This is a genomic window from Streptomyces sp. NPDC093252 (genome assembly GCF_040683675.1).
GTDB lineage: Bacteria > Actinomycetota > Actinomycetes > Streptomycetales > Streptomycetaceae > Streptomyces.
This window is the reverse complement of record NZ_JBFBEM010000007.1, coordinates 389,177-401,026: the sequence shown is the minus strand read 5'-3', so window position 1 is coordinate 401,026 and position 11,850 is coordinate 389,177. Positions and strand designations below refer to the sequence as shown.

Annotated in this window: 7 protein-coding genes; 4 read left to right on the top strand and 3 right to left on the bottom strand. The window is 74.4% G+C overall.

Going from position 1 to position 11,850, the window contains the following annotated elements:
* Window positions 1-26: 26 nt before the first annotated feature.
* Entirely contained in the window at window positions 27-1,172 is a 1,146-nt protein-coding gene (locus AB0O01_RS17550) for a winged helix DNA-binding domain-containing protein (protein ID WP_365314320.1), read from the bottom strand.
* Window positions 1,173-1,399: 227 nt separating this feature from the next.
* On the opposite strand from AB0O01_RS17550, the gene AB0O01_RS17545 reads away from it, so the two are divergent.
* The 4 genes from AB0O01_RS17545 (at window position 1,400) to AB0O01_RS17530 (ending at window position 9,710) form a co-directional block, all read left to right on the top strand.
* Entirely contained in the window at window positions 1,400-4,225 is a 2,826-nt protein-coding gene (locus tag AB0O01_RS17545) for a hypothetical protein (RefSeq protein ID WP_365314318.1), read from the top strand.
* A gap of 59 nt (window positions 4,226-4,284) precedes the next feature.
* Window positions 4,285-6,177: an SMI1/KNR4 family protein gene (locus AB0O01_RS17540; RefSeq protein WP_365314316.1), complete on the top strand. Its 1,893-nt coding sequence runs from the start codon at window positions 4,285-4,287 to the stop codon at window positions 6,175-6,177.
* A 17-nt stretch (window positions 6,178-6,194) separates the two neighbouring features.
* Window positions 6,195-8,615 carry a heavy metal translocating P-type ATPase gene (locus tag AB0O01_RS17535; RefSeq protein WP_365314314.1) on the top strand — a complete coding sequence of 807 codons (2,421 nt, stop codon included), beginning with the start codon at window positions 6,195-6,197 and terminating at the stop codon, window positions 8,613-8,615.
* A 93-nt stretch (window positions 8,616-8,708) separates the two neighbouring features.
* A complete protein-coding gene (locus AB0O01_RS17530) occupies window positions 8,709-9,710 on the top strand; it encodes an NAD-dependent epimerase/dehydratase family protein (protein ID WP_365314313.1) in 1,002 nt (333 codons plus the stop codon).
* Window positions 9,711-9,756: 46 nt separating this feature from the next.
* Here the strand turns inward: AB0O01_RS17530 and AB0O01_RS17525 are convergent, their stop codons facing one another.
* Together AB0O01_RS17525 and AB0O01_RS17520 are read right to left on the bottom strand one after the other, a co-directional pair.
* Window positions 9,757-10,872 carry a HAMP domain-containing sensor histidine kinase gene (locus AB0O01_RS17525; RefSeq protein WP_365314311.1) on the bottom strand — a complete coding sequence of 372 codons (1,116 nt, stop codon included), beginning with the start codon at window positions 10,870-10,872 and terminating at the stop codon, window positions 9,757-9,759.
* On the bottom strand, window positions 10,865-11,818 hold the full coding sequence (locus AB0O01_RS17520; protein WP_365314309.1) for a response regulator transcription factor: 954 nt from the start codon (window positions 11,816-11,818) through the stop codon (window positions 10,865-10,867). The genes AB0O01_RS17525 and AB0O01_RS17520 overlap by 8 nt, the downstream gene beginning before the upstream one ends.
* Window positions 11,819-11,850 lie beyond the last annotated feature (32 nt).

The window sequence follows — 11,850 nt, the reverse complement described above, 5'->3', positions numbered from 1 at the left end:
CTCTCCATGTCCCCGCGACCTCGCGGCTAGTCGGGGATGACCGTGCCGAAGCGGATGTCGTGCCCCGCCCCCGGGTGGACCGCCGCCAGCATCCGCGCCCCCTCCTCCACCACCTCGTCGCGCCGCTCCTTGCCGAGTTGGTCGAAGAGTTCGATCACCAGGGCGTCGGCGGTCAGGCCCCAGACGCCGACCAGGAAGCCGTCCACGAGGAGCGGGCAGTAGGGGGTGTTGACCTGCCAGGTGCGGCCGTGGTGGACGGCGGGCAGCACCCGGGTGCGGTCGGCGTGGGAGAGCAGGGCGTTGTCGAACTCGGGCAGGAAGCGCGGCGGCGCGGGTGTCCCGGCGTCAGGGCGGGGCGCGTCGGGCAGGTCGAACAGTTCCACGCCGTGCTGGTCGTGGAAGGTGATCAGCTCGGGGCGCAGGCTCTCGAAGGCGTCCCGCAGCCGGGTCAGCCCGCACCAGTGCTGCATGTCCTTGACGGAGGCGGGCCCGAAGGCGGCGAGATAGCGCAGCACCATGTCCTGGCGGGCGGGGGCGGGCAGCGCGGGCCGGTCCAGCCAGTGCTCGACGGTGGTGACGGCGACCTGCTTGCTCTGCCCCCACATCCCGCGCGGGGTGACCTGCACCAGCGGCAGCAGACAGCGGGCCGCGACGGACAGGGACTGCGGGTCGGCGTCCGGCCAGTGCGTGCCCAGCGCGTCCCGGACCTGCCGCATGGTGCGGGGCTCCGCCTCGACCAGTTCCCGGGCGAGGACCACGAGCCGCTCCAGGTCGACCCCGACCAGCCCCTTGCGGAACATCTTCACCTCCCGGTCCAGCGCGCCCTGCGCGAACGGCCGTACCGTCAGCGCGTCGTCGCCGGTGTGGAGGTGGATGGTGGAGCGCAGGGTGGCCATCCGGACGACGGCCCGCTCCCCGAGGAGGGTGGAGAGCTGTTCCGGGGCGAATCCCTCCAGCCGGGCGGCGAGCGCGTAGTACGGCGGTTTCACCTCCTGCGCCTGGAGCCCGACGAGATGCGTGACGGCGTCCAGGGGGGTCATCGGCGCCCTGGTGAGCAGGAGTTGCCGGGCGAGGGTGGCGCGGTTGAGGGCACGGGGGGTGAGGACGGGGGGTCGGGCGCGTCCGGCCGCGGCCGGGCCCGTCGTGGCCGGTGCCGCTGTCCTGTCGTTCATCTCCGCCGCCTCCGTCGCATTCCCTTGTCCTCCGTCGTTGTCCGTCGTGCCTCGCCCGGCCACCCCGGGCCGGATCCCGCCGGATCCCACCGGGTCTGACCAGGAAACTACCGAGCATCGCGGACAGATCCCGTCCGCAACACGTCCTGTCCCCCAACCCACCCTGGCACGACGGCCGTTCGCACTACACTCTGGCCCCGCGCACGCCACGAGGGGGGACGGTACGCATGGCGAACCCGACGATCCAGCCCGCGCCCGCCGGAGCACCGGGCGGGCCCGCCGCCGACACGGACTTCGTCTGGACGGACCCCGCCGAGGAGACCGTCTACCGGCGGACCGTCGAGGCGTGCCTCGCCGAACCCCGCATCCAGCGCCGTCTGGACTCCCGGCCCGGGGTCACCGCCGACGCCGTCCGGACGGCGATGCGCGGGCAGGCGAACACGGCGCGGGCGCTGGCGCCGTGCGAGGGGACCCGGGCCAAGTACCGGGCTGCCGCGGACCGGCTGGAGGAGACCAGGACCTCGTTCGCACGGGCCCGGATCGAACTCGGGTTCGATGTGCGCTCGGTGCTGGTGTGGCTCGGGGGCGCCCTGATGCTGGCCACCATCCTCGCCGGTGTCTCCGAGGCCCTCTTCGACGGCGCGGTGTGGCCGACGGCCGGTCTCGTCGCCCTCACCAGCGCGCTGTTCGGCGTTCTCATGGCCTGGGCCACCGGCTCCGCGCCGTCCGAGGCCCATCTGCTGGCCCAGGTGATCCTGGTGCGGGCCGTCCTGGTGGCCAAGCCGCAGCAGTTCAACGCCGGTGTGGAACTGCGGCGCTGGGAGAACGATCTCCGGGTGACGGGGACCGCCCCGGTCGTCCTCCTCGTCGTGGAGGCGCTGCTCGGTGACGATCCGCACAGTGTGCTGCTGCCCGACAGCTACGACGGGCTGCGCGCCCCGCAGAGCGGCGGGTATGTGGTGCCGGGCGGCGCCGCGCGCGAACTGCGGCGCAAGCTGGCGATCCTGGAGGGCGGCACCATCGCGGTGTGCGGGCCCCGCGGGTCGGGCAAGACGACGCTGCTGCGCGGCGCGGTCGAGGACGGCGACTTCTCGGTGTCCGCGCACATCCCCGCCACCTACGCCCCGCACGACTTCCTGCTGTTCCTCTTCGGCCGGGTCTGCGAGCAGTACATCCGGCGCGAGGACTACCCGGTCCCCGAGTTCACCCGGCTGTCCGGGCTGGTCCGCGCGCGCCGCAGGCTGGGCCGGGCGCTGCGCGGGCTGCGGCGCCGGGCGTTCTTCGCGGTCCTCGCCGCCGGGCTGCTCGTCCTCGGCCTGTTCGCCACCTCCCGCTCCCTGTGGGGGCGGTACGACGGGACGGTCCGCTCCCACGCCGACACGGTGGCCGACCGGGCGACCGGACTGGTCCTGGACGTCTGGCGGGGCGACAACCTGGGCGCCGGTCTGCTCCTCGCCCTCGCCGGGCTGCTGATCTGGCAGGTACGGCGCTCCGCGCGCTGGCGCCGCCATCTGCGCCGGGCGCCGCGCAACCTGGTCCGGCTGACCGGTGCGGCGCTGCTGATCGGCACGGTCGTTTCCGTCCCCTGGGACGCCGAGGTGCGGCGGCACGCCGTGGCGGTGGCCAACAACGTGGTGTTCCTGAGCGGCGAACTGGCGCTGCTGCTGATCGCCCTGCTGCTGTGGCTGGTCGGGTATGTGGAGGTCGAGTACCGGCTGGGCGGGCGGACGTTCCCGGCCCGGTGGCTGTACTCCCCGGCGGCGCTGGCCGCCCTGGTGGCCTTCGTCTACGTATTCCGCCGCAACGACGAGGCGGTCGCGCTGTTCCTGGACCCGGACAACCCGACCCGGCTGCTCTGTCTGACGGCGGGCGGCCTGCTGCTGGCGCTCTCCTCCTGGACCGCCCGCGAACCCGAACCCCCGCTGGTCACCCGCTGCCGCGACCAGCTCTACCACCTGAAGACCGTGCAGACCACGACCGCCGCCATCGCCCCCGGCGCCGCCCAGCTCGCCGCCGTCACCGGCACCCACACCTCGTCGCTGTCCACGATCCCGCCGAACTTCCCCGAACTCGTGGACGACTTCAGGGCGCTGCTCACCGCCATCGCCGACCAGGTCCGCGCGGAGGGCCACCGTACGGTGATCGCCCTCGACGAACTCGACCGGCTCGGCTCGGACCTCCAGGCGCGGGCGTTCCTCAGCGAGATCAAGGCGATCCTGGGGGTGCCGCACGTGTACTACCTGATCTCGGTCGCCGAGGATGTCGGCGCCGCCTTCGTCCGGCGCGGGCTGCCGCACCGGGACGCCACGGACAGTTCGCTGGACGACATCGTGCATGTCCAGCCCGCTGACCTCGCCGAGTCGCGGGCCATCATGGACCGGCGGGCGCCGGGCCTGACCCCGCCGTACGTCCTGCTCTCGCACGCGCTGTCCGGCGGGGTGCCGCGCGATCTGATCCGCTACGGGCGCCGGGTCATGGAGATGCACGAGCGGACCAGTTCCATGGAGCTGACCGACATCTCCCGCCGGCTGATCCTGGAGGAGCTGACCGACACCCTCGCCGGGTATCACACCCTGCTGGCCAAGCAGCAGTGGTCGCAGGAGAGCGCGGACGTGCTCGGCGCCTACCGGCAACTGACGGCCCGACTGCGTTCGGCCTGCGCCTGCGACGCCGACGCGGTGACCCGGTCCCTGGAGCGCTTCTCCGCGCGGTCCGCCCCCGGGGTCCCCGCCGTCCCCGCGCTGCCCGCCGACAGCGCGGCCCTGATCCACGAGGCGTCCGTCTACACCTACTTCGCCCTGACCCTGCTCCAGATCTTCGCCGCCCCCGCCTTCGACCAGCGCAGCGGCCAGGCCCTGGCGAACGGCGCGGCCGGTGACCCCCAGTCGCTCGCGGAGGCCCGGCTCGAACTGTCCGTCTCCTCCTACAGCGCCCGTCCCCTGATCGGCGACATCCGCCAGGCGTGGAGCCTGCCCCCGGTCACCAGCCTCTCCCTCACCCTCCCGATCCCGGCCCCGCGCCCACGCTCCTGCCCCCTGCATCCGCGGGTCTGAGGCGTTGTCCGAGGCACTGTCCGAGGCGTTGTCAGTGCCGGGTTCTACGCTCGGTGGGCATGAGCATCGCGACCGTCGGGGAGTCCTGGGACCGGATCGAGGACTGGCTGTCCCGGCATGCCCCCGTCACCCTTGCCCGCCTGCGGCCCCCGGCCTCCGCCGCCGACATCGAGGCCGCCCAGCGCACCCTGGGCGTCACCCTCCCCGACGACGTGGCCGCCTCGCTGCGCCGCCACGACGGGGTGGAACTCGCCGACGGAACACTGGAGCTGTCCTACTACGGCCCCCTGTCCCGCGTCGCGGACATCGTGGACCGGACCCTGTCCCTGCGCCGGATCGGGGAGCAGTTCGCCGACCTCAACACGGACGACGAGAACGACGACGAGAACGACGCACACCAACTGACCGCCTTCTGGCACCCCAAGTGGCTGCTGCTCACCCTCGGCATCGGCTGGCAGTCCTCCGACGGCCTCTTCGTCACCTGCCGCCCCGGCCCCCACCACGGCCGTCCGGGCCGCTACTTCGACGAGGACGCGGCCGGCTTCACCGAGTGGCCCACCTTCCGCCATCTGCTGACCGACCTCGCGGACGCCCTGCGGGACGGGCGCGCGTTCCATCACCGGATCCCGATCGCGGCGGAGGGCGCGCTGCGGTGGGAGGACGAGCAGGACATCATCCCGGACCCGGTATCGGCGCTGGCCCTGGCGGAGGCGGCGACCGAACCGGAAACGGCTCCCGAGCCCGCCGATACGCCCATGGGCAGCGCACCGCCCTTCATCTCCGCATCCGCATCCGCATCCGCAGCCTCATCCGTCTTCGTCTCCGCTTCCGCCCCCGCCTCCCCCTCCGTGAAGCCTGTCCCTTTCCCCACCTCACCGCCCCTCCCCGAGCAGCCGGACATCCTTCTCGCCCGGGGTCTGTCCCCCGCCGAACTGCTGCGCCGGCTGGGCGCGCTGCCCGGTACCGTCCGTCCACGCACCCGGCGGGGAGCGGTGCGCTCCGGGGCGTCCCTCTGGGCCGTGGGCCGACCCCTGGTCCGGGCGGGCCGGGCCGGGGAGTGGGCCTACGCCGTGCAGGAGTCCGGCATCGCGCAGTTCCCCAGGCCGGAGGTGCTGCGGCTGGTGTCGGCGGGCACCCGCGCGCTGGCGCTGACCATGCTCGGCCCCAGGGTGGCCGTCACCGTCGCCGAGGACGGCGCCCTCCGCCCCGAAGAGGGCCGGAGCGTCGAGGCACCCCGCGAGGGGGACTCCCATCAGATCATCGGCCCGGCCGGCGCCCATCTGAGGAGCCTGCCCGGCTTCGAGCCCTGGCCGGACGCCGCCGCCGCGTACACCCGGCTGCTGACGGAGCTGACCCGGGAGCACGGCATCGCGCTCCCCCCGCTCCCTGCCGGGGACCTGCCGAGCGCGCTCCTCCTCCCCCACCTGGACGACCTGGAGCCGTATCGCCGCCTGTCCCTGACCGAGGTGCGCCAGTACGACCTGGCCGGGCTGTTCGAGCGGACCGAACCCCGGCGGCTGCGTACCGCCTTCGCGGCCCAGCTCGCGCGGCTGGCCGGGGAGACCCGGCTGGACACCTACCCGGAGATCGCCCACGCCCTGGTGCTGGTGCGCCGGGACACCGAAGTCCCGCTCGCGCCGGACGACCCGCTCGATCTGCGGCTGCGCACCCTCGCCGCGGAGACCCGGGCCGCGCAGCGCCTGCTCACCCCGCCCTGGTCGGCGGAGCCGGTCCGGGTCACCCAGGACGACTGTTTCGCCTGGTCCGCGCGGGAGCGGGCCGCGCAGGCGCTGTCGGCGTTCATCCGGCTCCCGCTGACGACCGCCGCGGGCCTGATCCTCCAGGAGCGGATATCCCCGTACTGGCGGGACGAACTCGCCGCCGACCTCGACGGCCGGGTGGACGGGCCCGGTTGTCTGGGGCTGCCTCCCGCCTTGCCGGAATACCCCTGAGGGGTATTGTCGTGCCCATGGGAGACGCCGATGTGACCTTGGCAGTGACCGAGATCGATCTGTCCGACTGTTCCTGCGGGACGGAACTGGCCGCCCTGGAAAGCGGCCTGGAGACCCTCCCCGGGGTGCACTCCGTCCACCTCGACCGGACCCGCTCGGTGGCCCATGTGCGGTACGACCCGGAGCGGACCGACCCCCGCCGGCTCGCCGCCGCGCTGTCGGAGCGGGGGTACGGGTGCGTGTGCGAGGACTGCCCGGACTCGTGCTGCCAGCCGGGCCACCCGGCGGTGGGCACGGCCGACCGGCAGCACGGCACCGAGGACGGGCACGCCGAGCATGCGGGACACGAGGAGCACGCCGGGCACGGCGGGCACGGCGAGCACGGCGACCACACCGGGCACGGCGAGGATGACGACCACACCGCGCACGGCGATCACGACGAACACGCCGGGCACGGTGCCTCCATGGTGCGGGACATGTTCCGCCGGTTCCTCGTCTGCGCCGTCCTGACCGTGCCGATCGTGCTGTACTCGCCGATCGGGCACAGCGTCGGCTTCACCGCGGACCCGCCGTTCGGGCTGCCGATGGCGTGGTTCGGGCTGATCCTGGGGACGCCGGTGGTGCTCTGGGGCGGCTGGATCTTCATCTCCTCGGCGTGGCGGTCGCTGCGCCAGGGCGAGGTGACGATGATGACGCTGATCGCGACCGGCATCCTCGTGGCGTACGTCTACTCCGTGTTCGCCACCTTCGCCGGGGCCGAGGACGTGTTCTTCGAGGCCGCGGCGATGCTGACCACCCTGAGCCTGATCGGGCACTGGCTGGAGATGCGCTCCCGCTACGCCACCGGGCGGGCCGTGGAGGCGCTGCTGTCGCTGGCGCCGCCCACCGCGCGGGTCCGGCGGGACGGCACCGAGACCGAGGTGCCGCTGGAGCAGGTCGTCACCGGGGATGTGGTGGTCGTCCGGCCCGGCGAGAAGGTCCCGGTGGACGGGACGGTGCTGGACGGGGCCAGCCATGTCGACGAGTCGATGATCAGCGGGGAGCCGCTGCCGGTGGCCAAGACCGCGGGCTCGCCCGTGGTCGGCGGGACCATCAACACCACCGGTGCCTTCACCTTCACCGCCACGGCGGTCGGCGCGGACACCGCGCTCGCCCGGATCGTGCAGATGGTGCGCAACGCGCAGGCGTCCAAGGCCCCGGCCCAGCGGCTGGCCGACACCGCCGGGAAGTACATCGTCTATCTGGCCCTGGGCTCCGGTGTGGTGACGTTCCTGGCGTGGGCGCTGATCGGGGACGAGGGCATCGGGTTCGCCGTGACGGCGGCGGTGTCGGCGGTGGTCATCGCCTGTCCGGACGCGCTGGCGCTGGCCACCCCGACCGCGATCACCGTGGGCGTCGGGCAGGGGGCGCGCGGCGGGGTGCTGTTCAAGAACGCCACCGCGCTGGAGGCCACGGCGGCGATCGACACCGTCGTCTTCGACAAGACAGGAACCCTGACCGAGGGGAAGCCGTCGGTCACCGAGGTCGTCCCGGCGCCAGGGGTGGACGAGGAGACGGTGCTGCGGCTCGCGGCCCGCGCCGACCAGCCGTCCCAGCACCCGCTGGCCACGGCGATCGTGGCGGCGGCCCAGGAGCGGGGGTGGACGGTGGAGCCGCCGGCCTCGTTCGACTCCGTACCGGGGTACGGGGTGGTCGCGGTGGTGGACGGCCGCAGGGTGCTGCTGGGGAACGCGCGGCTGCTGGAGCGGGAGGGGGTGGCGGACCGGGCGCTGGCGGAGGCGGCCGACCAACTGGCGGCGGACGGGAGGACCGCGATGTATGTGGCGGCGGACGGGAAGCCGCTGGGGGTGGTCGCGGTGTCGGACACGGTCCGGGCGTCGGCCCGTACCGCGGTCGCCGAACTGCGCCGGGACGCGGTCACCGCGGTGATGCTCACCGGCGACCGGGCCGCGACCGCGCACGCGGTGGCCCGGGGGGTCGGCGTGGACGAGGTGATCTCCGATGTGCTGCCCGGGGACAAGGCGGAGCGGATCGCCGCGCTCCAGCGGGGCGGCGCCAAGGTCGCGATGGTCGGCGACGGCGTCAACGACGCCCCGGCGCTGGCCCGCGCGGAGGTCGGCATCGCGATCGGCGCCGGGACGGATGTCGCGGTGGAGACCGCCGATGTGGTGCTGGTCCGCGACGACCCGGCCGATGTCGCCTACGCGCTGCGGATCGCCCGCGCGGTCCGCCGCAAGATCAAGCAGAACCTGTTCTGGGCCGCGATCTACAACCTGCTGGCCATCCCGGTCGCCGCCGGGGCGCTCTATCCGAGCCTGGGCCTGGTGCTGCGCCCGGAGTGGGCGGCCCTGCTGATGAGCGCCTCCACCATCATCGTCACCTTCAACGCGCTGCTGCTGCGCCGCCTGGACCCCCGGCGCCACCCGGCACCGGCCTGACCGGCCCTGCGGCGCCGGGCGGGGTCTTACGTCCCGGTGACACGCCCGGCATTGCGCCGGGCGGTGGGCCCGCGCGGGCCTAACTTGACCGGTATGCGCGTACTGGTCACCGGCGGTGCCGGGTTCATCGGGTCTCATGTCGTCGACACCCTGCGGGCCCGCGGGCACGAACCGGTGGTGTACGACGTCCGGCGCGACCCGGCGGCCGACGTACGCGATCCGGACGCCGTCGCGCGGGCGCTGGCGGGCGTCGACGCGGTGTGCCATCAGGCGGCGAAGGTCGGACTGGGGAACGGTGTCGCGGACGCCGCCGACTACGCCTCGCACAACGACCTGGGCACCGCCGTGCTGGTCGCCGCGATGGCGGGGGCGGGCGTGCGGCGGCTGGTGCTGGCGGGCTCGATGGTGGTGTACGGCGAGGGCCGGTACACCTGCCCCGGTCACGGCGTCGTGCGGCCGGGGCCGCGGGCCGCCGCCGATCTCGCGGCGGGCCGGTTCGAGCCGCTGTGCCCGGAGTGCGGCCGGGAACTCGCCCCGGGCCTGGTCGGCGAGGACGCCCCGGCCGACCCGCGCAATGTGTACGCGGCGAGCAAGCTGGCCCAGGAGCATCTGTGCGCCACCTGGGCGCGGGTGACGGGCGGTGCGGCGGTGTCGCTGCGCTACCACAATGTGTACGGGCCGCGGATGCCCCGGGACACCCCGTACGCGGGGGTGGCGTCGTTCTTCCGCTCGGCGCTCGCCCGGGGCGAGTCCCCCCGGGTCTTCGAGGACGGTGGGCAGCGGCGGGACTTCGTCCATGTCCGGGACGTGGCCGCCGCCAACGCGCTGGCCCTGGAGGCGGACCCGGCGCCGGGCGAACTGACCGTCTACAACACCGGCAGCGGTGAGCCGCACACCGTCGGCGAGACGGCCCGCGCCCTGGCCGCCGCCCACGGGGGCCCGGAACCCGTCGTCACCGGTGAGTTCCGGCTCGGCGACGTCCGGCACATCACCGCCGACTCGTCGCGGCTGCGCGCCGCGCTCAACTGGCGCCCGGAGACCGGCTTCGCCTCGGGGATGCGCGAGTTCGCCCACGCGGACCTGCGCGCGGACTGAGCGACCTGAGCGGACTGAGCGGACTGAGTCGCCTTCGGCGGGCCGGTCAGGGCGCCGCCGTCGGCAGGATGACCTCGAAGCGGCAGCCGCCCGGGATGTTGCGGACCCGGGCGCGGCCCTGGTGGGCCTCGACGATGCCGCGCACGATGGCCAGTCCGAGACCCGCGCCCGCCGGGGGCGTCCGGGCGTCGGTGCCGCGCCAGCCGGTGTCGAAGACCCGGGGCAGATCCTCCTCGCTGATCCCGCCGCAGCCGTCGGTGACGGACAGCACGACCTCGCCGTCGGCGGCGCGTTCGGCGGCGACCGCGACGGTGCCGTCGGCCGGGGTCCGGCGGATGGCGTTGACCAGCAGATTGCCCAGGACCCGGCTCATCTCCCTGCCGTCCACCTCCACCGGTACGGCCTCGACCCGCTCCCCGACCAGCTTGACGCCGTGCTGCCGGGCGAGCGGGTCGGCGCCCGCGATGGCGTCGCCGATCAGGTCGTACAGGGAGATGCGGGAGGGGGTGAGGGGGAGGGTTCCGGCGTGGATGCGGGAGAGTTCGAAGAGGTCGCCGACCATGCCGTCGAGGCGTTCGACCTCGGCGCGGATCCGGGTGAGATAGCGGCCGGGGTCGGCGGCGACACCGTCCTCCAGGGCCTCCGCCATGGCGCGCAGCCCGGCGAGGGGGGTGCGCAGATCGTGCGAGATCCAGGCGACGAGTTCCCGGCGTGAGGTCTCCAGCGCGCGTTCGCGCTCCCGGGACTCGGCGAGCCGGGCGCTGGTGGCGGCCAGTTCGCGGCTGAGGGCGTCGAGTTCGGCGGTGGCCGGGCCGTCGGGGGCGGCGAAGGCGCCGCCGTCGCCGAACGAGCGGGCGGCGACGGTCAGTTCACGGCTGCGGGCGACCACCCAGCGGCCCAGCACCAGCGCGGTGGGCAGGGAGACGGCTGCCGCCATCACCACGACGGTGGTGACCACGGTCAGATCGTGCGGGGACAGGAACATCGCCCAGGCCACGACCAGGGTGCCGGAGAGCATCGCGACCACGCCGACCACCGCGACCACGGTCAGGGAGGCGGTGAGCGACCGGCGCCGGATCAGCCGCAGCACGGCGGCACCGGCCAGCCCGGAGAGGGCGGCACCGGCGAAGGCGTAGGCGGCGATGAGGAGGGTGTCACGCACGGTCGGCGCCTTCGGGGTCGGGACCTTCGGGGTCGGGGTCGGCAGCGAGGACAGGAGCGGCAGCGGGGGCAGGAGCGGCTCCGGGGGCAGGGGCAGGGGCAGGCAAGGGGCCCGGGTGGTCGGCAGCGGGGCCGAGGTGGCCGGGGTCGGGGACGGGAGGGTGCCCGGGGACGGGAGGGTGCCCGGGGTGGCCGAGGGGATCGAGGTGGCCGAGGGGGTCGGGGTCCGGCTCGAAGCGGTAGCCGACGCCCCACACCGTCCGGATCAGCCGGGGGTGGGCGGGGTCGTCCTCGACCTTGCCGCGCAGCCGCCGGACATGGACGGTGACGGTGGACAGATCACCGAAGTCCCAGCCCCACACCTCCCGCATCAGATCCTCCCGGCTGAACGCCCGCCCGGGATGCGCCAGGAAGAAGGCGAGGAGGTCGAACTCGCGCAGGGTGAGGGCGAGTTCGGTGCCGTGCTTGACGGCCCGGCGGGCGGCGGGATCGAGGCGGAGCCCGGCCGCGCCGAGCGGGCGCCCGGCGGGGCCAGGGCGGGCGCGGCGCAGGACGGACCCGACGCGCAGGACGAGTTCCCGGGGGCTGAACGGCTTGGTGACATAGTCGTCGGCGCCGATCTCCAGGCCGAGGACGCGGTCCTCCTCGTCGCCGCGCGCGGTGAGCATGATGACCGGGACGGGCCCGGCGCCGCGCAGTCTGCGGCACACCTCCAGACCGTCCATGCCGGGCAGCATCAGATCCAGGACGACCAGGTCGGGCCGGTGGGCGGCGGCGGTGGCGAGCGCGCCGGGCCCGTCACCGGCCCGGTCCACGAGGTAGCCGGCGCGGTCCAGGTATCCGGCGACCACCTCGGAGACGGTGGGGTCGTCGTCCACGACCAGCACCCGGCGGGTGGGGGCGGCCGGGTCGGTGAGGGGCGGTGGCGGGGGAAGGGGCGGGTGCATGGCCCCAGGGTGGCACCGGGGCCCCGCCGGGG

Excerpts from the sequence above, each read along its gene's own strand:
- AB0O01_RS17540 (WP_365314316.1), top strand. The coding sequence starts at position 4,285 with ATGAGCATCGCGACCGTCGGGGAGTCCTGGGACCGGATCGAGGACTGG.
- AB0O01_RS17520 (WP_365314309.1), bottom strand. The coding sequence starts at position 11,818 with ATGCACCCGCCCCTTCCCCCGCCACCGCCCCTCACCGACCCGGCCGCC.
- AB0O01_RS17545 (WP_365314318.1), top strand. The coding sequence starts at position 1,400 with ATGGCGAACCCGACGATCCAGCCCGCGCCCGCCGGAGCACCGGGCGGG.
- AB0O01_RS17530 (WP_365314313.1), top strand. The coding sequence starts at position 8,709 with ATGCGCGTACTGGTCACCGGCGGTGCCGGGTTCATCGGGTCTCATGTC.
- AB0O01_RS17550 (WP_365314320.1), bottom strand. The coding sequence starts at position 1,172 with ATGAACGACAGGACAGCGGCACCGGCCACGACGGGCCCGGCCGCGGCC.
- AB0O01_RS17535 (WP_365314314.1), top strand. The coding sequence starts at position 6,195 with ATGGGAGACGCCGATGTGACCTTGGCAGTGACCGAGATCGATCTGTCC.